This is a genomic window from Candidatus Babeliales bacterium (assembly GCA_019749895.1).
Taxonomy (GTDB): Bacteria; Babelota; Babeliae; order Babelales; family RVW-14; genus AaIE-18.
Genome location: JAIEPG010000003.1, coordinates 327,727 through 352,139 on the forward strand (window position 1 = coordinate 327,727; position 24,413 = coordinate 352,139).

20 protein-coding genes and 2 tRNA genes are annotated in these 24,413 nt (G+C 42.3%); 5 read left to right on the forward strand and 17 right to left on the reverse strand.

The window, feature by feature from the left end; translation table 11 throughout:
• Window positions 1–180 precede the first annotated feature (180 nt).
• On the reverse strand, window positions 181–1,248 hold the full coding sequence (locus K2W90_04155; GenBank protein MBY0353533.1) for a C40 family peptidase: 1,068 nt from the start codon (window positions 1,246–1,248) through the stop codon (window positions 181–183).
• On the opposite strand from K2W90_04155, the gene K2W90_04160 reads away from it, so the two are divergent.
• Complete coding sequence (locus tag K2W90_04160; protein ID MBY0353534.1) at window positions 1,247–1,414, forward strand: DUF1922 domain-containing protein; 168 nt, start codon at window positions 1,247–1,249, stop codon at window positions 1,412–1,414. The genes K2W90_04155 and K2W90_04160 overlap by 2 nt on opposite strands.
• A 31-nt stretch (window positions 1,415–1,445) precedes the next feature.
• Here K2W90_04160 and K2W90_04165 read toward each other — a convergent pair whose 3' ends face one another.
• From K2W90_04165 to rfaE2, 5 genes are all read right to left on the reverse strand, one after another.
• A complete protein-coding gene (locus K2W90_04165) occupies window positions 1,446–2,330 on the reverse strand; it encodes a leucine-rich repeat domain-containing protein (GenBank protein MBY0353535.1) in 885 nt (294 codons plus the stop codon).
• 106 nt (window positions 2,331–2,436) lie between these two features.
• Window positions 2,437–5,013, reverse strand: coding sequence for a hypothetical protein (locus K2W90_04170; protein MBY0353536.1), 2,577 nt, complete (start codon window positions 5,011–5,013; stop codon window positions 2,437–2,439).
• 161 nt (window positions 5,014–5,174) lie between these two features.
• Complete coding sequence (gene ftsW / locus K2W90_04175) at window positions 5,175–6,281, reverse strand: putative lipid II flippase FtsW (protein MBY0353537.1); 1,107 nt, start codon at window positions 6,279–6,281, stop codon at window positions 5,175–5,177.
• Between the two features lie 46 nt (window positions 6,282–6,327).
• Window positions 6,328–7,767 carry a UDP-N-acetylmuramoyl-L-alanine--D-glutamate ligase gene (gene murD / locus K2W90_04180; protein ID MBY0353538.1) on the reverse strand — a complete coding sequence of 480 codons (1,440 nt, stop codon included), beginning with the start codon at window positions 7,765–7,767 and terminating at the stop codon, window positions 6,328–6,330.
• Window positions 7,764–9,224 (reverse strand): D-glycero-beta-D-manno-heptose 1-phosphate adenylyltransferase, encoded by a 1,461-nt coding sequence (rfaE2, locus tag K2W90_04185; GenBank protein MBY0353539.1) that lies wholly within the window; start codon window positions 9,222–9,224, stop codon window positions 7,764–7,766. Before rfaE2 ends, murD begins: the two co-directional genes overlap by 4 nt.
• 109 nt (window positions 9,225–9,333) lie before the next feature.
• Between rfaE2 and K2W90_04190 the strand changes: the two genes are divergently transcribed.
• Entirely contained in the window at window positions 9,334–9,960 is a 627-nt protein-coding gene (locus tag K2W90_04190; GenBank protein ID MBY0353540.1) for an orotidine 5'-phosphate decarboxylase, read from the forward strand.
• A gap of 217 nt (window positions 9,961–10,177) precedes the next feature.
• Here K2W90_04190 and K2W90_04195 read toward each other — a convergent pair whose 3' ends face one another.
• The 11 genes from K2W90_04195 to K2W90_04245 all read right to left on the reverse strand — a co-directional run bounded on the left by K2W90_04195 (window position 10,178) and on the right by K2W90_04245 (window position 17,400).
• A complete protein-coding gene (locus K2W90_04195) occupies window positions 10,178–10,489 on the reverse strand; it encodes a hypothetical protein (GenBank protein ID MBY0353541.1) in 312 nt (103 codons plus the stop codon).
• Between the two features lie 35 nt (window positions 10,490–10,524).
• Window positions 10,525–10,932 (reverse strand): hypothetical protein, encoded by a 408-nt coding sequence (locus K2W90_04200; GenBank protein MBY0353542.1) that lies wholly within the window; start codon window positions 10,930–10,932, stop codon window positions 10,525–10,527.
• Window positions 10,933–10,979: 47 nt separating this feature from the next.
• Window positions 10,980–11,477, reverse strand: a complete 498-nt coding sequence (locus K2W90_04205) for a hypothetical protein (protein MBY0353543.1) — start codon at window positions 11,475–11,477, stop codon at window positions 10,980–10,982.
• Window positions 11,478–11,514: 37 nt separating this feature from the next.
• A complete protein-coding gene (locus K2W90_04210) occupies window positions 11,515–11,829 on the reverse strand; it encodes a hypothetical protein (protein MBY0353544.1) in 315 nt (104 codons plus the stop codon).
• Between the two features lie 160 nt (window positions 11,830–11,989).
• Window positions 11,990–12,373, reverse strand: coding sequence for a hypothetical protein (locus K2W90_04215; GenBank protein ID MBY0353545.1), 384 nt, complete (start codon window positions 12,371–12,373; stop codon window positions 11,990–11,992).
• Between the two features lie 76 nt (window positions 12,374–12,449).
• Window positions 12,450–12,839 (reverse strand): hypothetical protein, encoded by a 390-nt coding sequence (locus tag K2W90_04220; GenBank protein MBY0353546.1) that lies wholly within the window; start codon window positions 12,837–12,839, stop codon window positions 12,450–12,452.
• On the reverse strand, window positions 12,832–14,604 hold the full coding sequence (locus tag K2W90_04225; protein ID MBY0353547.1) for an ATP-dependent DNA ligase: 1,773 nt from the start codon (window positions 14,602–14,604) through the stop codon (window positions 12,832–12,834). The genes K2W90_04220 and K2W90_04225 overlap by 8 nt, the downstream gene beginning before the upstream one ends.
• A gap of 9 nt (window positions 14,605–14,613) precedes the next feature.
• Window positions 14,614–15,216: a glycerol-3-phosphate acyltransferase gene (locus K2W90_04230; GenBank protein MBY0353548.1), complete on the reverse strand. Its 603-nt coding sequence runs from the start codon at window positions 15,214–15,216 to the stop codon at window positions 14,614–14,616.
• Window positions 15,217–15,306: 90 nt separating this feature from the next.
• A tRNA-Met gene (locus K2W90_04235) sits at window positions 15,307–15,383 on the reverse strand.
• A 52-nt stretch (window positions 15,384–15,435) separates the two neighbouring features.
• The gene (gene secD, locus K2W90_04240; GenBank protein ID MBY0353549.1) at window positions 15,436–17,079 is read right to left on the reverse strand and encodes a protein translocase subunit SecD; all 1,644 of its coding nucleotides are present in this window, start codon (window positions 17,077–17,079) and stop codon (window positions 15,436–15,438) included.
• Between the two features lie 234 nt (window positions 17,080–17,313).
• Window positions 17,314–17,400, reverse strand: a tRNA-Leu gene (locus tag K2W90_04245).
• A 217-nt stretch (window positions 17,401–17,617) separates the two neighbouring features.
• Between K2W90_04245 and K2W90_04250 the strand changes: the two genes are divergently transcribed.
• The 3 genes from K2W90_04250 to K2W90_04260 all read left to right on the forward strand — a co-directional run.
• Window positions 17,618–19,456, forward strand: a complete 1,839-nt coding sequence (locus K2W90_04250) for a hypothetical protein (protein MBY0353550.1) — start codon at window positions 17,618–17,620, stop codon at window positions 19,454–19,456.
• A 31-nt stretch (window positions 19,457–19,487) separates the two neighbouring features.
• A complete protein-coding gene (locus K2W90_04255) occupies window positions 19,488–23,513 on the forward strand; it encodes a serine/threonine protein phosphatase (protein MBY0353551.1) in 4,026 nt (1,341 codons plus the stop codon).
• A 22-nt stretch (window positions 23,514–23,535) separates the two neighbouring features.
• Window positions 23,536–24,413: hypothetical protein (locus K2W90_04260; protein ID MBY0353552.1), on the forward strand; the 878-nt coding region annotated here is incomplete at its 3' end.

Consider the following 24,413-nt stretch of genomic DNA (forward strand, 5'->3'; position numbering starts at 1 on the left):
TGTTGCAACAACAAAAATTGAGCAGCTACCCAACTGCGCAAGACACCACAACAACACGCAGCGATAATGACCTTAACCAACAAAATCACGAACATTTTACCTGTTTTTATTGCTCACAAGAATGCTGCTCACAGTGTTTGGACAACTGCTGCAACCTTGCTCCGTGCTGCTGGGTAAGCTTTAAATTGGTAGGTATGGCTTGCGCTTTTTATACTGTTGATCTAACACTGCGCGCAGTCGACTGCTGTTGCTCATGTTGCTTTGATCAAGACGAGGTAGATAATGAGCACGCTGACTAGCCCCTGCGCAAGCAACAACATTTTTTTGCGCTACACTACGCAAGCGCTGCATCATCCGCTTAGAATTTAAGTACGAAGCAAAATAAACTTTGTAAGAACCAAAGTCTTCGCCATTTTTTATTGCACTGATCGGTTTTCTTAGCCGTTGGACACACGAGATAACCCGAGCGGGATACGACGGAGCAGATGATTGAAATGTTGCTTCAAGTAGCTGATTACTACCCAAATAGACCATGGCATGATGAGCTTGAAAATCTTTTTTGCGTGAAGCAAAAAAAATAAGGTCTCCAGGCTTTACTTCTTTACCATCAAGCGCTGTGCCATACACACACTGCTCATAAGCAAAACGTGGAATTTCTAGCCCACAAGCGCGATACAACAAATTCACTAGTCCATCACACCCAACGCTGGTCAACTGGTCACGATTTTTTTTGCAATGCGAACTGCGCCCAAACCAACAAAAAGGCTGCCCGCGCATACTTTTTGCCAACAAAATAAGCTGAGCACGCAGATCTGTGGTCACTAACTTTTTATCACCAAAATAGTAAACATCTCGCGCTTTGATAAAACCAGTGACCCCGCGGGGCAAAAATACCCGCCACAAGCGCTCATTATGTTTTTTGCCAAAAAATTTAGTACCTAACGAAAGCATAATTTTTGTGCCATCATCAGCTAGTAAAGAAGCATTATGCGTGCATACAACAAGATTGCGTGTACCAAAAACCTCAACAGGAACCGTTTGATCTTTTTGAATCCAACCACTTACCACCGGTAGCTGGCCATCTGGTTGATCTTGCATCTGTTCAAGCAGCACAACGTTGTACCACTCATCACGTTGATCAACTAACAGCATCTGTTCGCCAAAGAGAGCCTGCGTGACGAGCAAAGAAACATCGCCAGCACGCGTTACCGGAGCACAAACGCCACGCAGGGCCTGTGGCTTTGCCATGATATTGGCTACCGACACATTCACGAGTAATTTTGAGAGCGAACCAAAATCTTGTGCCAACATGTGCACATGCGGCAAGCACATAAATATAACAAAAAAAAGAATTCTAGAAATTATACCCACGCGCACCACAGCCCCTCCTTCTCTTGTGCTAAAAATAGCATAAGCAGAAGTCAGGAAACAAGAACCTGCAAAAATTAGTACGCACTCCCTCGCACAAGATCTGCCATATTATGATAAAGCTTTGCTGGTGTTTTTATGGCTTCACGTTTACGCACAACTTCTAAGTAAGGCTGAGCATCTTGCATACGCCCCAAAAGCTTCATACTTTCTTCGTCCAAATTGAGCCCACCAATCATTAACACACGCAATTTTTTCAGCTTTTCAAAGCTTGCTGGCAACGAGGTAATGGTATTGTCTGGAACCTTTCCTGTACCACCACCGTGCAGATAAAGTTCTTGCAACGAGGGCATATCACCAATACTTTCAGGCAAATACGTAAGCCTGTTAAAGCTCACATCAAGTTTAACCAACTGCTCAAGAACGTGTATATTTTCAGGCATGACAGCAAGCCGATTGTGCGCTAAGTTAAGCTCACTAAGCACAGGGAAACCATCTTCTTGCCAAAAATCTTTTGAATCAATTTCACTCCGTTCCCCAGACTTGTACGGAATCACAAAACTTTTTATCTTGTTGTACGAAATATTAAGTTCACGTAATTCTGCACAACTACTCAAAACATTAGGTACAATGGCAAATTGATTATGCGATACATCGATATATCTCAACTCAGGCCAGCCAACCAGACAATCTGGGAGCGAATGTAATTTATTTTGCGTAAGATTAATTTTAATAACCGGCATATTATACTTTGCAAAATAGTTCTTAAATTTTTCAAGTCCTGCTGGATCAGTAATATCTTTACACGTAATCATAAGCGTATTGGCAGCCTTTGCGTTAGTAAAAATCATTGGATGCACACGCCTATTAAAAAAATCATTCACGCATACTGTTTTTTGCGCAGCTCCCTGCAACAAACCACAAGAACTCATTACGAGCACCAAAACTAATTTTTTTAGCATAATAATTACTCCCCAAAAGTTACTATTTTTTAACACAAAAAAAGAGCGTGGCTTTAGTGTAAACCACGCTCTTTTGTATTACTAGAAAAAAATATTTACGGTTTATTTAGATAGAATTCCAAACCTTTGAGGCATAGCGCTCAGCGCCTTCTTTCAGCTCACTCAAGCTTGGCACATTGTTGCGCGCATACTCAGTAACTTTGGGCGTAAATGGTCCATAGGTCCATGATACATAATCAGAAAGCGCACTCATCATGGTAGAACCTGCAACACCACCAACTTTACCGGCAATATTGCGACGAACCGCATCAACAACTTGATCAACAATAATACTGATATTGCTGTCTGCTGAAAAATTCTGAACCAACAAAGCCGCTTCGTAATAGCTAATTAAGCCGTTTTTTGCCAACTGTGTCAAACCAAAACTAAGTACGGCTTTATCGCGAACTTCAATAGTGGTCTCATCTTGATCCAAATATCCATGTTCAACCAAATATGGCGTTGCCCATTCACGAATACCAGCAAAGTTTACTTTCAAAAATTCTTTAAGCATGTCAACGTAGCCATTCCACTCAGCTATCATTTCATCTTTAGATTGTTCAAAAACTTGAACTGCTTCGTCAGAAATCAGGCCAACCGAAGACAAACCGTAGGCACAGCCATTAGCAACTTTGCTGGCCATACGCACTAAAGCCCCACCGTGTTTACGGCCCAAAATAGTCCCCCAATGCTTACCAATACTTGAGAAAACATAATTCATCAACTGTTGTTCAACATAATAAGACTCAACGTTAATATTGTTGCGATCAAATACCTGTTGAATACCGGCGGCATCATACTCAAGCCATGCTTTTTTATCTTCTTTGCTCTGAAAAAGATCTATGTAATGATCGCGCATATGAATATACCACTTGCCATAAACGTCCCACTGATCACAATTGGCAACATTATCAAGACCAAATGGTTTTTTCATAAACGCCACAGGCAACATAATGCGCGTCATAAGCGTTAATAATTCTGGTCGAACAACACCCCAGGTATTTTTTTCAAGATTTTCAATGACGCGTGGGTCTGCATGCTCATAAATTTTAACTTCAAGCGCTTCAGTCATAATATCGCTCAGCTCACGCACCGCAACAAAAACGTGACGTCGAATGTGCTCATAATCACTCGGCCACCAAACTTTTTCGCTGCGTGGCTTATCGTAAATCAGCTGGTAGTAGGTAAATGCTACTAAAACTTTACCCATAGCTTTAACAACTTTAGATGGCTGTTTGTACAGACAGCTTACGTTGGACGATGTCAAAATACGCATAGCACCATAGCCAGCAAAAAGGTTTTGAATCAACTCATTTTTAACATCAATAAGCGAGTCACCACCCATTAATTCTTGCAACAAGTTTCCTTGCCCCGCCTGGCTACCAAGTACCACGTTAAGCAAGTTGCCTTTTGCATAGTCAGAACGAGCATTAAAGAAGTGCCACAAAGACAACGCACCCGAAACGCTCCAGTCAAATGTGTACAAAGGCAGCATTCGCTCAGTCCATTCCTTAAAATTATCACTCAGCGTTGGTCGCTCAAACGCCTTTCTGTGGGCTTTTTTAAAGAACGATATATTTTTGTCCCAATACATTTCTTCTTTATAAAGATTGAAAAAGCTGCGGCAAGCATCGTACGTATACGCAACACACTTAAATAATTCGTGCTTAGATTTGCTGCTCACTTTTAAATCCGCACTGTCCCAAACCTTCATAAATGAACGAATATTGACAGCAAATTTTTGCAAATCACGCTTCCAAACAGTTACGGCACGCTTAAGCGTGATAATATTTTTTGAACTAATTTCTTGAGATTCTTCAGGTTGGCCTGCTTCTTGAGCAATAACCTCTTTTTCAAGAACGGTAAGTTTTCTGATAACATTGTCAAACAAACCGCCCGCTAACTGAAACTGAGATCTCAACGGTTCAAGAACACGGTCAATCAACGCATCACTATCTTTATTGGCAATAACATCCAAAATATCGCGCAAGAAAACAACGTCTTCAAGACCATATTCCAAACTTGGCGTAATAGTACAAAGATCTACTACAAGCGCCAACTGCTCTTTAAACTCAGCAACATCTTCATACGTATAAACAACCGCTGGTGACTTTAAACCAAAAACACCAGCTGGGTTAGCCATAGCTTCTAAGTTCATACCAAGGTCATTTTCAGCTGAGCCTCTAATTAAGCCATTCAACTGACCATTTATCAGTGCTTGTTCCAAGCTTTGCAAGCCAGCCACCAGGCCAGTTACTTCTTCTTGGCCAATAACACCTTCTTTGTATGCTTGCTCAAGCAACGAATCTACATCTTGGCAAACCATCATAAGCTTGTTGCTAATGCTCAATTGTTCTATCAAGGCACCGTACGTATCGGTAGCTTCCATAATATTCGCTCGTAAATCTTCAGGCAAAAGTTCAAACATTGCCTGTTTGCGATCTGCAATGTTTTGACGATGCTGTACCAGAAGTTGTACCAGCATTTTATGCAATTCTTCTGGATCAAAGTTCATAGGCATTTGCGAAAATGATGCGCTAGCCGGAGCTGTTTCCGTTGCTGCAGCAGCATTTGTCACATTGAAACCAACTGAAATGCTGAGTAAAAAAACTAATGTTCGCGTCAAATGTTTTCTAGATGTCATAATAAAAACCAACCTTTTCCGTTAAAGTCCCCCACAGGAAATTTTCTCACAAAACATGCATTTTTTATGCCAACCCAGTATGTCAGCTTTTACATGCCTGTCAACAAAAAGCAGGGGTACAGCCCAACTAAAAAATGTTAGTTTTTACACAACAAAGACAATTAATCACTTGATCGTGAAAAATTTATGATCAAGCCAAGCATACAAAACAAACTCAACAGCGACGTTCCGCCGTAGCTAATAAATGGCAGCCCAAGACCTTTAGTTGGCAACAGGCCCGTAGTAACCATGATATTAATAACCGCCTGCAAGGTAATAAACACCACAAAACCAAGCGACGTAAAAAAAGCAAATGAGTCATTCATTTTCAGCGTCAAGCGCAAGCCATACCAAAAGAATAAAAAGTAGCAGGCAATAACGCCCAAACACCCAACAAAGCCCATCTCTTCAGCAATAATCGAAAAAATAAAGTCGGTATGCTGCATGGGCAAATAGAAAAACTTTTGTTTGGAATTGGCAATGCCAAGCCCCCACACATGTCCAGAGCCAATTGCAATGAGCGACTGAATAATCTGAAAGCCCCGCCCCTGCGGGTCTGCCCACGGATTTAAAAAAATCAAAATGCGATTAAGCCGGTAGGCTTTAGAAAAAGTTAAAAAAAGTAAAACTGGCAACGCGCAGGCCACCGTAATGCCAACGTGCAACACATTAAACTCGGCAACAAAAAAGAGCACAAACGCGGTTACCAAAATAGTAACTACCGAACCAAAGTCCGGCTGCTTGAGCAGCACCAAAAACGTTATCCCCAGCACCATTAAAAATGGCAGGTAGCTATGCACAAACGATTGCAAATATCTGCTCTTGCGGTCAAAAAGCACGCCCAGATACACAAATAGCGACAACTTTAAAAACTCGCTGGGCTGAAAACTTTTGCCAAAAATATTGAGCCAGCGGCTTGAACCGTGAATGTGAATACCCCCAGAAAAGAAGGTCATTACTGTCAAACCAAGCGCCACAAAGAAAAAGAGTGAGGCATATTTTTTGAGCCAAGCAATGGGAAACACTGAGCAAACAATAAAACCTAAAAAACTAGGAATTAAATACAACAGATGTTTTTTTAAAAAATATTGGGCCGAACCAAATTTTTCTAACGCAAAGACCGAACTTGCTGAATACACAAAAACACAACCGATCAGCGTTAACAACAACGAAATTCCCAAAAAAATTCGTCGCTCACTTTTGAGCGCACGGTCAAGAACTGGCACCATGGCAACACCCCCTAAAAAGATTAGTGGCCCTGAGGGCCTAAAATTCTTACTGGGATGATTGTACTGCGTTTGCTTTGCGCTGAACAAGATCTTTGAAAACACGACCACGATGCTCATAGTTTTCAAATAAATCGTAACTGGAACCGCTGGGAGAAAAGAGCACCACATCACCGGGCGCCATATCAACAAAAACTTGGTCAAGCACTTGCTCAAGCGTGCCAAACCGCTGACACGAGGCAAACTCGGCACAAGCCGGACCAAAGCAGTAGCGCTTTTTAACATTGGGCATCTCTTGCAGCATTTTTTCAAGTGGTGAGCGATCGGCTCCTTTGCCAAGCCCACCAACAATTACCAACAGCGGCCTACCACTGCCGGCCAATTTTTCAACCGCCGCCTGCGTAGACTGAATGACGGTTGATTTGGAATCGTTATAAAAATCAACACCGCTTACAGCAGCGCACCACTCAAGCCGGTGCTCAACGCCTTTAACCTGGCCCGCGCTTAGTTCTTTTTTTACCACGAACCAATCAACACCAAAAATTTTTAATGCTGCCAAAACAAAAAGCCAGTTTTGCACGAAGGTACTTTGCGGCAGTGTAGCGAGTTCAACCAAAAGCGTTTCTTCAACCACCTGTTGATTTTGAATGCGCGAAAAGCGCACCCATCCACCACAAACATCCACCACATCGCAGCTCTGCCACAAAAGTGTAGGCATAATAACTTCTCGCGCCTGCACCGTTACTACGCACGCACGGCTTTGCAAATCTACCAACAAAGCGCGTGCGTCGTAATCGCACAACACTTGGTCTGCAATAATCGCGTGCTGGGCCGCACTCTGAAAGCGCATAAGATTATATTTTGCCTGTGCGTACGCGCTCATGGTCCCGTGCCGGTCCAAGTGATTGGGAAAAAAATTGGTCCAAATTGCAATGTCAGGTGCAAAGCTTTGGTTATATTCCAGCTGCCAACTAGAAAGTTCAAGGACGGCACCATCAACTTCTTGCTGCTGCGCAACAAGATCGAGCATGGCGGTACCCACATTACCACCCTCTAAAAAGTGCAAAGCATAATCGTTAATAGCAACATGATTGAGCATGTTTGTTAACAATTTGGTGGTACTCGTTTTGCCCAGCGTACCGGTAATGCCAATGGTTGGTTTTGAGAAAAATGGCACAAACAAATCAAGCTCATTGAGCAGCTTGTTGCTTTGATCATTATACAAACTCAAATCAAAACCGGGACTGGCAACAACAAAATCATGCATATCAATAAACAGTTGAATATCAACACGCGGCATATGCTGGGCATGATACTCAGAAAGCAGCGCATATTCCTGCTCTGTTAAGTTTTTTTTGTCCCACACATTAACTGCCAATGCAACAGAAGCCCCAAACAAGCGGTTTGAGAGTTCATGTTCATACGCTTTAATAAAACGCAAAACTGACTTGCCAACAATGCCAAATCCTAAAATTCCTATCCGTTTCATGCGCGCTGACTCTGTTGTAACTTTTGAATGGTTTGCGTTGTTGAACGGTCTGGCAGCAAATTAATGGTATAAACTTCACCGCCGTACGACATTAACAAATCGTACCCCACCAGCTCTTCACGCTTGTAGTCGCCACCTTTAACCAAAACGTTTGGCCGCAGATATTCAAGAATTTCTCGCGGTGTGTCTTGATCAAACGCGGTCACAAAATCAACAACCCCCAACGCCGACATAATGATTGCGCGATCGGCCAACGTGTTAATTGGCCGCGCTGGGCCTTTGTTTAAGCGGTGCACTGACGCATCGGTATTCAGCGCAACAACCAAAATATCGCCACGCTTTTTAGCTTCTTTTAAAATATGAATGTGGCCTGCATGCAAAATATCAAAACAGCCGTTGGTAAAAACAATGCGCTTGCCTTCGCTGCGCAGCCACTCAAGCTCAATTTTTAAGCGCGCCCAATCATACATAATTTTTTCAGTCACATCAGCTTCGCGGTCTATCAACTCTTCCAGGCTCACGCTGTAGGTTTTAAGATGCGAAATGGCAACTGAAGCTGCATGGTTGGCCAAGCGCAATGAGACCGTAAGATCTAAATTGTGCGCAAATCCCAGCGCTAAAAAAGCAACTACTGTGTCACCAGCGCCCGACAAGTCAAAGACTTCACGCTTGCAGGCGGGCGAATGAAAGTCAGTCTCTGCAGAAACAAAATGAATCCCCTGCTCGCCCATTGTTACCATTAAGCCAGTCAAGTTCAAAGCTTTTATAATCTTGCGTGCATTATCGACCAGAGAATGTTTGCGATCCAGCCCAAAGAACTGAACAATTTGCGCAAACTCAGGCAAGTTGGGGGTCATGTAGTGCACGCCCTGATACTTATCAAAGTCTGGACCTTTAGGATCGGCCAACACAATACAATTGTTTTGACGCGCAAGCCCCACTACATAATCAACCACGTAGCGGTCAATCACCCCTTTTGCATAATCTGAAAGCAACAAAACGCAGCCAGGCTTAATAACTTTTTTTAAACGTTCAATAAGTTGCGTACGTTCTTTTTCGGCCAACGGCTCTTTATCTTCATGATCAATGCGCAAACACTGATGATTTTTTGCCATGACTCGCAACTTAGTTGTCGTTGCACGCGTTTCAGACAAAATAAGATTTTCCGTTGAAATATTACTTTTTTCAAGCAGCTCACAAAACTTTTTGCCACTGCGATCGTGCTGATTAATAACACCAAAGAGCTGCACATCAAAGCCTATACTTCTACAATTTGCAGCAACATTTGCCGCTCCACCAAGCTGCCATTCACGGTGTTGTTCACGAACAACAGGAACCGGCGCTTCTGGTGATATGCGATCAACAGAACCAAAAATATATTCATCAAGCATAAGATCGCCAACAATAACAACATTTTTGCGACCGCCGCGCTTAATAAAATTAATAAGATCCTTCATTAATATTCCTCACAATCAAGCACCTTGGATGATGTTATTTAAAAAAACTCTTGCGCTGAGTAGGCTTTTAAGCATAACCTATTTGAAAAAAGAAAAAAGGAGAGAAACCATGAAATTGCAAATCAAATACAACTTTACCGATCTTGATAAGGCACTAGCCATTGCCCGTCAGACAGCTCAGTTTGCAGATATTGTAGAAGTTGGAACACTGTTACTTTTTAAAGAAGGCGTTGCAGCGGTTACTGCGTTCAAAAAAAATTTCCCCGACAAACAACTTTATGTTGATGCAAAAATTGCCGACCGTAGCAAAGAATCTGTTGAACTTTTTGCACAAGCGGGCGCTTCATTTATTTCTGTGCTCTCAAACACGTATTATTACATGATTCAAGAAGCTGCTCAAACGGCAAAAAAATACAACGCACAAATCGTGTTAGATTTTATCAGCACCGAAATGCCCGGCCAAGCAGCAGCACAAGCAAAAAATCTTGGCGCTTCAGCCATTTTGCTGCACCGCGCTCGCACACCAGACCAATCAATTGATTTAGAACAAGACTGGGCAAGCGTGCGCGATAACACCGACCTGCCCATTTTTATTAAAGGAAAAATTGATGCGGAAGTGTTGCGTGATATTGTACCACTCAACCCGCACGGCGTGGTTATTGGTTCTGCAATTACCTATGCCCACAACCCGGCAGAACAGGCAGAAAGAATTAGTAAGTTGTTGAAACAACGCTAGATTTGACCCTTCGAGACGCCCGTCTTCGCCGAAGGCTACACCGGGCTCCTCAGGGAGGGCGGGGGAGGGAGTGCGGGCGTTTTTCATGCTTTTTTGCTGCTCATAATTTTGTTAAATAATTTTTAATTTTTTTCTTGCAACAATTTTTTCCCGTTCTCCCTGAGGAGCCTGACGAAGCTTGAAAAGCGAAGACGGGCGTCTCGAAGGGCCAACAGGATTAATCCTCAAACTGCTCGTCATCAACAGCCCCACAACTTGTTGCACACCGGTCCCACAGCTCTTGCAGGCCAAACCACACAGAAACAACACAACAAACAAGAAGGGGCGCACCAACCGTTGGATCTATAAAAGCCTCCTGTTCAGGCTCTTTTTCCAGCAGCTGCACACAGTACATAAGCTCGTGCGTGGACAAGCTAGCAAGGTCTTGCTCAGATATTTTTTGATTAGTTGAGTTAGCTACAGAAACGTATGAAACAGACAAGAGAAAAAAAATAGAACTGATAAAAAATTTCTTGTAAACGCGCAGCATTTTCGTGATGTCCTTTTATCATGCACTCGTTAAAATTAAACTTCCAAATCCTCAGCAGGCACAGGTTCATAATCATGCCCCCGCCAACAAATATTGCAATATCTTTTACACGATTCAAAAAAATTATCAAACCGCCCAGCACCATAACATTCACACAATCGTATGGAAAAATAACAAAAGACCCCCGAAAGAATAATTGAGCCAACCAAAGCACCACCCAAAACTATGGTTGCTTCAATCGCTTTTTCAGCCCAAACTTCAAGAAAAGCCTCTTGCACACCAGCATCACGCATCAGCAGCGCAATTTCATCAGGCGTGCTCCCTGCTTGTATTAACTGCTGCAGACAAAGCTCAAGCTCCTGCTCTCCAAAATTTTGGTTGTTTGATGAGTAACAATAACTACTTGCCATGATGCCAATTACTAAAAAAAATAGTATGAACATAAAAATTTTCCTGCTCGCTATTGTTACTCAATCAACAAAACTAAAAACTATACATCTTCGCGTGCCGTTGTTGTAGCAGTAGAAGAAGCCTGGTTTCCGGCATTAACTTGATTTGCATCTGCTGACCTGTGCTCTTCTTCATACAGCTGGCCATGGTGGCAACCCATACAGCCACACAGCAAACCACATAACCATCGCGAACAACCAAATCTCAAGCCACTCTCACAACAATCACGGTTGCAACCGCCATATCGTTTATACCCAGTAGCCCAGCGATATACATAACCGCTAATACAACCAAGAACATAAATAGTAACGCCAATAATCACCTGCTGTTCCATTGGCGACAAAACAAAGCTCTGCTTTTCTTGCTCTGCTTCTTCTTGCAAAGCCGCCAAAATTTCTTCAGGCTCTTTGCCTTCTTGCACCAACTGAGCAACTACTTGCATCAGCGCAACTTCTTGAGCACTATACTCACGCTGGCTTTCAGGCACTGCCTTGCCTATCATCAACACACTGAGTATCACGAACAACGTCCTCTTCATAAACTCCCCCTTCTCGTAAAAAAACGGTCCCTAACAACTAACAACAATTAATACAAGCCATTCTTTCTTTCTTCCTGCAACAAACCATCCAAAATGTATTAAAAGCTGACCACACCACCCCAATTGCACCAAGAATAAGACCGGCAAGGGCTATTTCTTCAACCCCAAAACGCGCACTACATTCTTGGTCATTCAGCTCGGCCACCAGCAGCTCAAGCGACATATTCTCTTGTTTCATAATTTCTTGCACGTATTCAATAATTTTTTCCTGCTGCAACGCATCAATTTCCTGCGCACGTGCCTGCCCACTCATAAAAAAGCATCCTAGCAACACCAACACAAGTTTCTTCATTGTAAGCCCTTTCTGGTTAAATAAACCATAGTTTTTGCAACATTTGCTTAAAACTGAGAGGAGTATGCTCCTGCTCTTTTTGTTTTACAATAGATTGCAAAAAAAAGAGCCGGCACGGGATACCCATGCCGGCTCAAAATAGTACTCAAAACTAAGAAAACTAAAGCTCTTCGCTGCTGTGCCCCCCACTACCACTTTCTCCGTCGTCACTCGAGCTTTGGTCGTATGCGTGATCAAATTGATCTTTTTGACGTAGCGTGCGCACCAAGCATACTAACAAAAAAAGTACCACCACACTACCGCCCATTCCGAGCATGCTCAGCGCAATAATGCCCCCGTCAGTCAACAATAATTCCTGGCGGTCAGCATCAACAAGTTTTTTTGCCAATGCCTGGGCATCTTGCTTCGCAAAGCCCGCTTCATGCAGCACACGCTCTATGGACACCTTATCAGCATGCCTCAGGGCATCACAAGCAACTTTGCTCGCGTTCACGTTGCCAATCATTAAAAATGTAGATAACAAAAAAATTCGCTGCATAACCATGGTGCTTCATCCTCTGGAAAAATAAACTTAAAACGCGGCCCTAAGTTTATGGAAAAAATATCTTTTTTCAAGCCAATTAAACGTCCTCGCCATCAGACGCGGAGTGGCTCAATTCGCCATTAAAATCATCGTCACGACCATCAAGCTCTAGGTAATTTTCACAAGAGAATAGACGCCTCAAGGGTTCAAGGCAATGACTTATACAATAAAGCAAAAGCAGGCATCCAAGAGACGCACCAACAAGAAGCTGAATCTGGAATTCTTCGAGCGCAAAAGCACGGCGCTCTTCCTGGCCTTCACCGCTCAAAAGATCCTGTAATTCACGTGCAATATCAGCATCATTCAAAGACACAACCACATCACTTTCTCTCAACAATTGACGAATACTACCGACCGGCAGACACGCAGCAACAGAAGAGTTACATAAACCAACAAGCAAAACAATGGGTGCAAAAAAATTACGCATGCTTCTTCTTCTTTTTCTCAAACTGGATATCAAATAACTCAGCAACTTCCTTGACCGTGGTTGCATCTTGGGCCGATTTGTCTTCACGATAGCCCATAATCCGGGGAAAGCGCAGCGCGTAGCCAAGTTCTGTTTCGGTAGCACCGGCCTGATGCAACGGCGACTTGGTAATTTCGTCGGCCCGCACCAAGCACACCATTTTTGGCGATACCCAGACATCGGGATACAACTCTTTGGCACACTCAACATTTTTAGGCTTGTTTACAACGGCATTTTCATCACACATCTTTTTGTGCGCACGCCATTCATCGTCAGTCAAGCCGGTACCAATTTTGGCAATCGTTTCGTAACAATCATTCTTTTTGTTATAAACGCCCACCAAAAAAGCACCTATCCCAAACTTTGAGCGCTTACCATGCCCTGCGTAGTAACCCAAAATAACACAGTCCAGCGTGTCGCTGAGCGAACCAGATTCTTCACGCTTGAGCTTGATCCAATTAAAATTACGCTTGCCAGGCTGATAGATAGCATCGGGCCGCTTGACCACAACGCCTTCCAAACCAACGGTAATTGTTTGCTTGAAGTATTTTTCTAAATCTTGCGCCGAGTGCACTTTGTGCTCGGCAACTAAATGAATAACGCCTTCTTTTTCAACCTGCTTACTACTAAAAACTTTTTCCAAAATTGTACGACGCTGGGTATGCGGCTTTTCAAGCAGCGACTCACCATTCAAAAAAAGCGCATCAAACATATGCAACTGCAACGGAAACTCTTGCGCCGCTTCTTCAATGCCATGCTTGCGTTTGCGGCGCACCGTTTCTTGAAACGGCAAAAAGCTTTCAGTCTCTTCGTCGTAACAAATTGCCTCGCCCTCTCCCACAAAGCTGGTAACATCCAAATGTTTTACTGCCTCAAAAAGATCAGGGAACATGTCAGACATATCAATCAAGTTGCGTGAGAAAAAGTGAACCTGCATGCCGTTACCACGCTTTTGCACGTGAACTTGCAAACGAAAACCATCCAGCTTGGGCTGCGCAATGCACGGCCCCAATTTTTTGACAATATCTTTGGACGTTGCCAAGCGCTCGGCTGCTGCCGGCCGAATTGGGATACCCGGCGTAATACCAATCTTACGCACACCTTCAATGCCCTCTTCTTTGAGCGTTTTAATAATCAGGCCAATATCGGCAGAGACATTGTAAGCATCTTCAAGGTCGTGGCGCAACGACTTATCACCGGCCTCCATCCACGAAAAGGCATCGATCAGCGTCATGTCAGAAAAACCAAGCCGCAACTTGCCCAAAATAATGCGCATCACATATTTGCCCGAAATGGGGTCAATCGTACGCAAAAGCTCAAGTAAAAATTTATCTTTCTCGTCCTGCGAACCAGTGCCGGTAATATTTAAAAACTGGTGCAATTTTTTATCAATTTCGCGTAACGTTAAATCTTCTTTAAAGAGTGAGGCATGATGCGCTTTGGCAATAACCACCCCAACATCGCCATAACTACTTGCACGATTTTTGATAACCGTTTCGGTCTCTCCTAAAAGTTTTGCAACCACTTTGATAGCACTTTTTTGCGCAAAGTTAAACTGCGTGCTTAGGTAGGGCGGGCGCAAACTACCAAGCGACAAATACGCAATAGTAGCCGCATCGGTCGGTGTTGCTTTTTTGAGTAGGCCTGCCAAGGCGTGAGTCATAACCAAACGAGACGACTCTTGCTCCAACTCATCAAACGTTTGAGCAACTTCACTAAATTTCATAGCACACCCTTAGCGATTATGATTAAAAAATTGAGACAAATTGTTTTTGTGCCGCACCACAAGCCAACAACAAAGCACAACAAAAAAATAAAACATGAGGTCAATGTTGACTAAAAGGCCATAGTACAACGTAAGCAGTACAATTGAACCAAGCGAGGCAATAAATGATTGCCGTGTGATAGCAAACAAACAAGCCCAGGCTACAACAAATAAAACAACCAAATAAAGCGGTATCAAGTACAACAACGCGCCAAGTGCTGTTGCCACACCCTTGCCACCTTTAAAGCGCAAAAATATTGAGCAGGCATTACCAAACAAGAGCGCTGCCGCACACAACACCAAATAGTTTTGGTTGAACATAACCCCTTGACTGCGCAGCACAAGATCGGCAACAAACATTACTAGAAAGGCTTTGAGTGCATCAAAAAAGAGAATAAGAAAAAAGAAATTAATATTGCCCAAAACGCGCGCAACGTTAGTGGCACCAATATTGCCCGAACCATGCTGCGTAATGTCGATCTTAAAAAAAAACCGGCACAGTAAGTAGCCAGAAGGAATAGAACCCACTAAATAAGCAAAAATTAGTAATGGACACACAACAACCATTATCATCTTCAAACCTCACGTTATAAAAAAACATAAAAAAAAGCCGCACATCTTTTTAAAGATGAACGGCTTTAAACCTTTTAGTGCATGAATCTGTGGTAGCGGCGCAGGGATTCGAACCCCGGACCTACGGATTATGATTCCGCCGCTCTAACCAACTGAGCTACGCCGCCATGCAATTAAAAATTTCACGTTAAACTCTTATCACGCTATAAAATTTTATTACTAAAATCTTATGGAACGAACACCCATTCTGTCCATGGTAAATGAAAAGAGCGATTTCAAAAAGTACACGCCTGAAAGGATTGTAGCAACAATACCCATCATAAGCGTTACAGCAAAGCCCTTAATGGCAGGCCCGCCGAAGTAAAACAACACCGCACCAGTTAAGAATGTGGTAATGTTTGAGTCAAGGATAACCGGCATTACGCCTTTAAAACCATTGTCTATTGCAACACGAAGAGGAACACCCGCTGCAATATGCTCACGAATATTTTCGTAAATCAATATTGAAGCGTCAATACCCATCCCAATCGATACCACCATGCCGGCAATACCAGGCAAGGTTAAGGTCGCGTTGAAGTATGACAAGAACAATAAAATCAGGAACAAATTTAACATCAACGCAAATACTGCAAAGAGCCCAGGAATCTTGTAGTAGAATATACTAAAAACAAACAATAAAAGCAACGCCACCAAACAAGAAAATATACCTTTATGCACAGAATCTTGTCCCAACTTTGCACCAACACGGTTCTCTTGTTCAAACTTGAGCGGCGCAACCAATGAACCAGAGCGCAAAACGATCGACAAATCGAGCGCTTCTTTTTGTGACGCAATGTTGGTAATGCTTGCTTTACCGCCAGGAATGGCACCTTGAATAACCGGATCTGAGAACATAACATTGTCAATTACAATGCCCAAGTGCTTGCCAACATTGTTTGATGTAATATCAGCAAATTCATCAGCACCAACACTGTCTAAAACAAAGCCAACTTGCGCTTTGCCGTACTGGTCAAACTCAACGCGAGAATCGGTAATGTGCTCGCCAGTCATGTCAGGAAAGGCTGAAACCAAGAAATAACGACGTGGTTCACCTTCATCAGAGCGACCAGGAACAATCATTTTATCTTGTGGCAAATCGCCATCAAATTTATCAAGCAACGTTTCTGCTTTTGCAGCACTTTCTTCAACTAATTTAAGTTCCAAATGTGCAGTCTTTTGTACAATTGCTTTAACACGGTCAGGGTCATCAAGGCCTGGCAGCTGTACCACCACTTGGCGTGCGCCATGCTGTTGTACCAAGTTTCCTTCAACGCCGTAGTTGCCCAAACGCGTAGAAAGTACGTTAACTGCCTGCTCAACGGCACCAACGCGCAAAGCGCTGTCGATATCGCTGGTCAAGGTTGCGCGTACCACAACACCAGAACGTTTAACATTCAAGATAGTGCCACGATGTTCTTTAATAATGTTGAAGCATGATTTTGCAACTTCTTCGTCAGCAAATATCAGCTCAAGCGCGCCATCGTTAAAGGTCTTTGAGGTTGGCAATGTTTTTAAACCCTTGCTGGTCAGCAATTGGTCAAGAGATCTATTTTCTAACGCTAAGCGATTTTCAAGTGCCTTTTCAACTTCAACACCCAAAACAAGATACGTACCACCGGCAATATCAATACCTTTATTGATACCGGCCAAGCGCATAGAACCAAGCATTTTTTTGAAATAGCCAGTAAACGAACTTTCCTGCTTTGCTTCACGCATCGCTTTTTCATCGAAAGAAACCATGAAATAAGTTCCGCCAATCATAACAAGAACCCAGAACATGACTGGAGCAAATAGTAATCTGACTAAACCTGATTGAGCGCTCATACGTATCTCCTAAAAAGGTTAATCTACTCTCTCTGACTTATGATGATTCTGTCCGTCTACGCTTTGCTTCGACGCGACATCCGCTTTTGCTAAAGCTACGCCGGACACGCAAGATGAGCGGGAAGGGCGTCCTTCGAGACGCAACTAAAGTTGCTCCTCAGGATGAGCGGACTAACTTTTCACGTATATTTCATTAAAAAAAAGGGGCCTGCCAGTCGTAGCCTTGGCGAAGACTGGTGCCGAGAAGGAGACTCGAACTCCTATGGGGTTTCCCCCGCTGCCCCCTTAAAGCAGTGTGTCTACCAATTTCACCATCTCGGCATATATTTCAGAGCAATTTCAATGCAAAAACTGCAGTGATAAGGTATCAAAGAAAAGAACACTTCGCAACTGTTTTTCATCAAAAAAGATAACTTTTTCTTTTTAGGCGCCCTTTTTCCCGATTAATCAACAAAATTGTTGCACTGGCTGAAAAGTTTTTTATAGCTTTAAAACAGATATTTTTTTAATAAAACGCAAAATTATTTGGGGAATTTTTATGAAAATAATGAAATTTTTGTCTGTGCTTGCGCTGGCCTTTTCCCTATCCCTCACTGCACAACTGAACGCAGCAGCAGGTCCACTGTTTCACTTGCAACAGGGCTTAACAGCGCTGAAAAGCAAGCTGGCCCAGCTTGGCGAAGCACTTGATAACCTTGCAAACCCAATGATAAAAGCCGAGGATCTTATTACTAATCGCTCGTTTGCGGGGATTAATTATAACAAGTTAACGCTTAAAACATTACAAAATTTTCAAACAAAACTAACAGAAGTACAACAAATAATTAACACTAAAGATTACGATTCAACTAATCCTGTTTGGACAAAAATTATAACACTCTGGGCAAATGAAGAGGGCATCAAATCAAGCAAGATCATCAAGAATCTGAAAGGTGCCCAAGATTGGTATTCAGACAATGATATTCTCTTAAATTTAAACCTGGCACTCAACGAAACAAACACAGAACTTACAAAACGTGCAACCCCACCAACAGCGACCGGGAGCAGTGGCGCAACGACCGGCGGCACAACAGGAACAGGAAGTGGCGCAGCAACAGGAACAGGAAGTGGAAGTGGTGGCGGAGGCGGTTCAACAACAACCTCAGTTTCAAATCTGACCCTACACGAACGCGGACTACTCGAAGCAAAATTTAGACAAAGGGTAAAGTTAGAAGACATAAGTCGCTACCTAGATAGCTTTACAGATCAAACCCTGCAAGGAATTAAAGACCTTCATGTACTAGGAAACTTACAAACAAATTTAATTCGCTTGAATACAAAAAATCCAAGCAACATACAAATAACCGACTACTTAACAAAAGTCCAAACCAGAATGTACAATTACCTGTCAACACAAAACTTAAAAAGTACCGATTTAAAAACACTTGAATCATTAAAAACTCATCTGGAAACATTACAAGAATCTACACTAATACCAACTCTTCAACCCGGCATTCAAACCCTGCTTACAACAATTGAAACCAAAATATACAAAAATCTATCAAAACAAAACTTGGACACTACTAGCCTAACAACATTGCAAACATTAAAAATCCATCTTGAAAAATTGAAGAATTCTAGATTAATACCAACGCTCCAGCCTAGTATCCAAACATTACTTACAACAATTGAAACTAAAATAACAGCTGCGTCAGTATCAACCGGCCGAACAATTCAAACATCCAAAGATACCATTGATAATCTTTGCACAACAATAAACAGTAACGTTGCCTTCAGCAGCACAAACCTTGATGGTGGCCCCCATAGCTTTTTTGTTAAAAATAAAAACAAAATTTATTCTCTTCAAGAAATTGCAAACAAACAAGCGACCGATGGTTCAGACCTATCAACAGTCTTCAATTATTTCGTACAACAGGTAAAAACACTTAATTTAACAAAAGCTCAATTAGAGAACATTTTTGGACATGCCCCACAAGAAATTAAAGAGGGCTTAGGCATGGTGGCCTCAGCTGACGACGTGAAAGCAGCACAAGAAAAAGAAGAGCTCGGCAAGTTAAGGCGCACAATAAAAGGATTAAACGATTTCTTCGCTAAGCCTATAAAATTAAAAATGGAGCAAGGAAAGGACCTGGCAGGATTCGAAAAAGGCAAACTCAAAAATCCTTACCTGAATGACTGCGACACATCAATAAATTATTTCGAAACAAACCAACCAGTCCACAATGCTTCTGACGTAACGCCAGAAATGGCAAGACTCAAAACGTTACTTGAAAGCATAAAAACGTATCTTAAATCAAAAGAGACTATACCAGCGCTTCAAACAACCTGTGAAGATTTTATTACGCAAATTGATCCATTAATTAACAAGCTTCCCTAGCAGTTCATAAAAATTTAAGGAGCTGAAAAGAATGAAAAGAAATAACGTTATAGCGCTCATCAGTTTGGCAGCACTGTTGCAAGCGACGCCGCTAAACGCAGCAGCAGGCCCACTGTTTCAATTACAACAGGGCTTAACCGCACTTAAAAGTAAGCTTGCCCAGCTCGGTGAAGCGCTCAATGATATTACCAACCCACCAGTTGTACCGCCAATAACACCGGCAGAAATAACCAAATTAGACGCTATACAGACAGCCCTAGCAACAAAAATAACGGCTGCAGCAACAGCACCAGCAACCTCAAAAACGCCTGAAACTATTATCACTGAAGCACGAACTAGATTTGAAAATTTTGTTACACAGGCAATACAGAAATTTAATGCAGCCACAACAGCAGATCCTGATTTATCTAAAAATAACCCACAAGAATTCCAAGATCTGGAATACTATGCAGAACTCAACCCAACCAGCATGAGACAATATACAGCTCAGTATATTGACCCAAATAAGCTCAACAATAAAGAATTGTCAGACCTCAAGACTGACTTGGAAGCGGCAGACAAGGCTCTAAAGGCCCTAGCTGCTGGAACACCATACTCTACTAATGCCTTTTGGGACGCCATTACCAGTCCAAGAACAAAGACGGATATTGAAGGTGATTATGAACTTCCCGATGATGTAAAAAATTTTTTAACACGCGTAACCAATACGCTTAATTCAAAAATAATACCAAAAACAGAGTTGCCTCGTTACGTCGCTAAAAACCTTGCATTCTTGGCCATACTTTATCTGGAACGCGGCGGGCTTGAAGGCACAGCAGTAGATACTTTTGTACAATTGCCAGCAGAATATCAAAGCTTAGATCAAGCAACACAAGAACAAATAGCACAAGATGCGTGGAGCCTACTCATGGCACAAGAACACGACATGATTGCTCAATGTCTAACGCTGAGCAATCATGCTTCAGGCAGTACACAAACTTTTTTGCAAGCAAGAATTAGAACGCTTATCAATGCAGCAAGCAGCGGGGCAACAGGAAAAGCAACACCTGAAGAGATCCGAGCTTTTTATAAACACACATTAAGCGCTTACAACAAACCAACAACAACAAAATTAGAAACCTTTTATGCCTCGGTACCACCAATTTACTCTGCTGGCTTTCTCTATATTTTTGCCAAAAACAAAGACAAATTAGAAAGAATATTAAAAGATCAAGATGCAAACACACAAAACCGCTTAAAAAACCTATTTGATGATATAAACTTTAATTTTGAAATACATCAATTTGTTAGTAAAAAACCAGACAGTTCTGTTTGGGCAAAAATCAAGCCAGCAACTAGCACCGGCACACCATCAACACAGCCTGGACCAAAGACAACAGGAACCACAACTCACCTGCCACCTGCTTTAAGCATCAAACTAAGTGGAGGAAAAGCTAAGTATGCTGATATACAAAACTTAGACATAAACACTTTGCACGCTTCAATAAAAGAGCTAAAAAATATACTTTCTCTCCTGAAAAAAGAAAATCATAAACGATCAAAACCAGCATTAGAAACAAAAATAACGAATCTAAAAACCAAAATAGCCGCACTAGAAAGCGCAGAAAAAGCAGCCCAGGCGCTCAAAGACAGTGCGAATGCAGGCCAATTACTTGCGCAACAACAACAAGAAGCTACAGATCTTGCTGAGCTAGACGGTATAATAACCACTATAAAATCAACAGAATTTTTACCAACTGACCCAACGCGTTTTTATACCCTTCTGAACCAGTACATGGCAACCAGAGGAATGGCGTTTTTTCAAGCTATGAGCAAAAAAATTATTGATCAGATTCCAAACGATAGCACTATTAACAGCTTTCCAACTATCAAAACAAACAAAACAGAAATCGCTAGATTAGAACAATCAACCGACAACATAATCAAAAAAATCAACGCCAATGATCTCAGCACCATAACCCTCACACAAAAAGAAAAAGAAGATCTTAACAATATCTCCCTATACCAATGCCTGCTAGAAGATTTTAACAATGAAACATCAAAAAAAATGCAAGCTATAAAGATAAAGGGCTTATTAGGACAACCAACTCTTTTTAACTATTTCCCGCTAAAGCTCCAAAAGATCATTACCACACTTGCACCAGCAGGCTCTTCAGGGTCTTCAGGCACAGGCGGCAGCACAAGCACACCTGCCTTTGATCCAAGCACCCTACCTGCTCGAAAAGATCCAAAAGTTGCCACCGCTAAAACCTTGACCGACTGGACAACGCGCTGCTTTAGTGCACTGCCTGAATACAATTGCTCGTCGGAACAAGATGCCCACACAGCAACTGACTTAAGAGATGTTTATCGAACGGCGTTAACCGACGACCAATTTGTTAAGATCATGAAAAAATTTGTTACCAAAAGTAAAACAACTTTGCAACACGCTGATGCAGAGTGGGTTAATGGCGCTACCGAAAAGCCACATGATGATTTCTTTGATTTAAATAAAACAATGAACGAATTTGATCTGGCTTACATCCAAAAATTGGTTATCCCTGCCGACAATAAAGTATGCTTTATGGGCGACTACCACGGCAGCGTGCATTCGCTCTTGCGCAATTTGTGGCGCTTGGTTCTGCAAGGTTACTTGAAAGATGACTTCAAGCTAACCGACAAATTTCATCTTATTTTCTTGGGCGATTTTGTAGACCGTGGCCGCTACGGCGCAGAAGTGTGGTACACCCTCATGAAGCTCAAACTTGCAAACTGGGACCACGTACATTTGCTGCGCGGCAACCATGAAACGGAAGATATAAGTAAGCGATACGGATTTTTAGGTTGGGCAAACTCTAAAGAACGTGGCGAAGTTTATAATAAATTCACCGCAGAAGAAGTAGATATCTCTAGGCAAATTTTGCGTCTCTACAACTACTTGCCATTTGCGTTGTTTTTAAGCGCCGACGGCAACGAATTTGTGCAATGTTGCCACGCCGGGATTGCATTAAATGATACGGGGTCCTTCTTTAACGTCACTAACTTTTTAACCCAACCATGGCCAGGCATAACATTTCAAAAAATTTCTAAAAAACAAACAGGCTTTCAGTGGAGTGATTTTTCACAAACAGGAGGCCTTGTAACAGGAGCGCGCGGCGTTGCTGATGCCGTAACAGCAGATATTGAGCAAGCCAACAACTATCTCATCACAAACAACCTCAAAGCATTCTTCCGCGGCCACCAAGACCAAGTATTTGGTTTTAAAATGCTCTTTCCAGCAGGAACTCCTGTTGACCCAACAATACCAGTATCAACCTACCCAGACGGCCCCTTTCACTGGAGACATGTTGTATCACAAGCAGATCAAGATCAGGCAACAGGCTTTAAAGTCAGCAACTATCAACCTGTCTTTACCTTCACCTCTGCCTCGGAAGGTCAGGCGGTACCATTCGATTGTTTTGGTATCGTAACTTTTGGTGATGGTAAATATGAAAACTGGAAGCTCAAGATTTATGAAAAAACGCTGAAGCCAGACCGAACAATGCAGTTCGTAAAAATTGAGCGAAGCGCAAAAAATTCCCGTGGGCTTGCTGTCTCCTGGCACAAACAACCACTAACACCGTTTATCGCTGATGATCTTGTTAATCAGGCAAAAGATCTGGGCTACGGTGGCCCATCACCTCGACCATTGCCTAAAAAACCTCCTGCAACGAGCACAGGAAAACCAAGCAGCGGGGGTGCTCCATCAGGATCTTCATCGTCAACGCCGCCGCCTTCATCATCAGGCCCAGTAGCACATATAGACACTGATCTAAAAAAATCCTATGACGAAGCAAATAACCTAATAAAAACAAAAGCAACACCTTTTAAAATAAGAGATAATTTTGTAAAAAAAATTAATACAATTCGTGCGTCAGACACAACAACAACTCTTGATATTTTACTAGGCCTTGATAAAGCAACTATTAAAGAAGAGCTTCAAAAAATGGTTGCTTTTCTTACAACAAAAAATAGCAATAAAGCTTATAATGCGACAATCGCTACACTTACTAAAGAAATTGATAAATTAAACCCGTAAAAATTTAAGGAGAAAAGAGAAGATGAAGATAAAAAACGCCATAATGCTGCTAAGCTTAGCAGCACTGTTGCAAGCGGCACCGCTGAACGCGGCAGCAACCGTAGGCCCTGAAGCTGCAAAAAACCAACTACTCTCTAATTTAAGAAAACAATGCGAAGCAGTGATAGATACATTTGCAAAGAGTAACTCAATAACTTCCTTTGATTCCTGGATAACAGGATTCAGCGGTATTAGCGCAAACAAAGATAAGCTCACCACCATCTCAGATGCCCTCAAGGATGGTTCTACTTTTTGGACAAGGACAGACTGGACTAAAAAAACAGACGGCTCCCCAAACATACCAGAAGAGCCACTCAAAAAAGAACTTCGTGAGTATATCCAACTCTCTTTAGACAAACTAACCGCAGCTGCCGCTGGATCAACTCCAGCAATAACAGGCGGTCTTAACATCAATGCAAACGCCCGCATAGACACCATAGCAGATTTTTTAAAACTGTTTGATAAAGCTACAGATGCACCCACCGCTTGCACATTATGGACAAACTGGCTAGGCAGTACCGCAAGCAAAGGAGATAAGTTAAAAAATTTATGCTATTCAAATTGCTGCACTATTTTAACTAATAAAACCAACTACCCAGAAACCGATTTCAATAGCGCATTTGAAAAAAAATATGGAGCACTAACATCAGGTACATCTTGGTACAATTTTTTTAATAGAGAGCTCACAAAAATTAACTCATTGCCAGAAATTAAAGCAATTAACAAACTTATAGCCCTCATGGTAGAAAAAGCTCCGCTCTTTGCAACAACACCACCAACGGGCACACCACCAACGGGCACACCACCAACGGGCACACCACCAACGGGCACACCACCAACGGGCACACCACCAACGGGCAC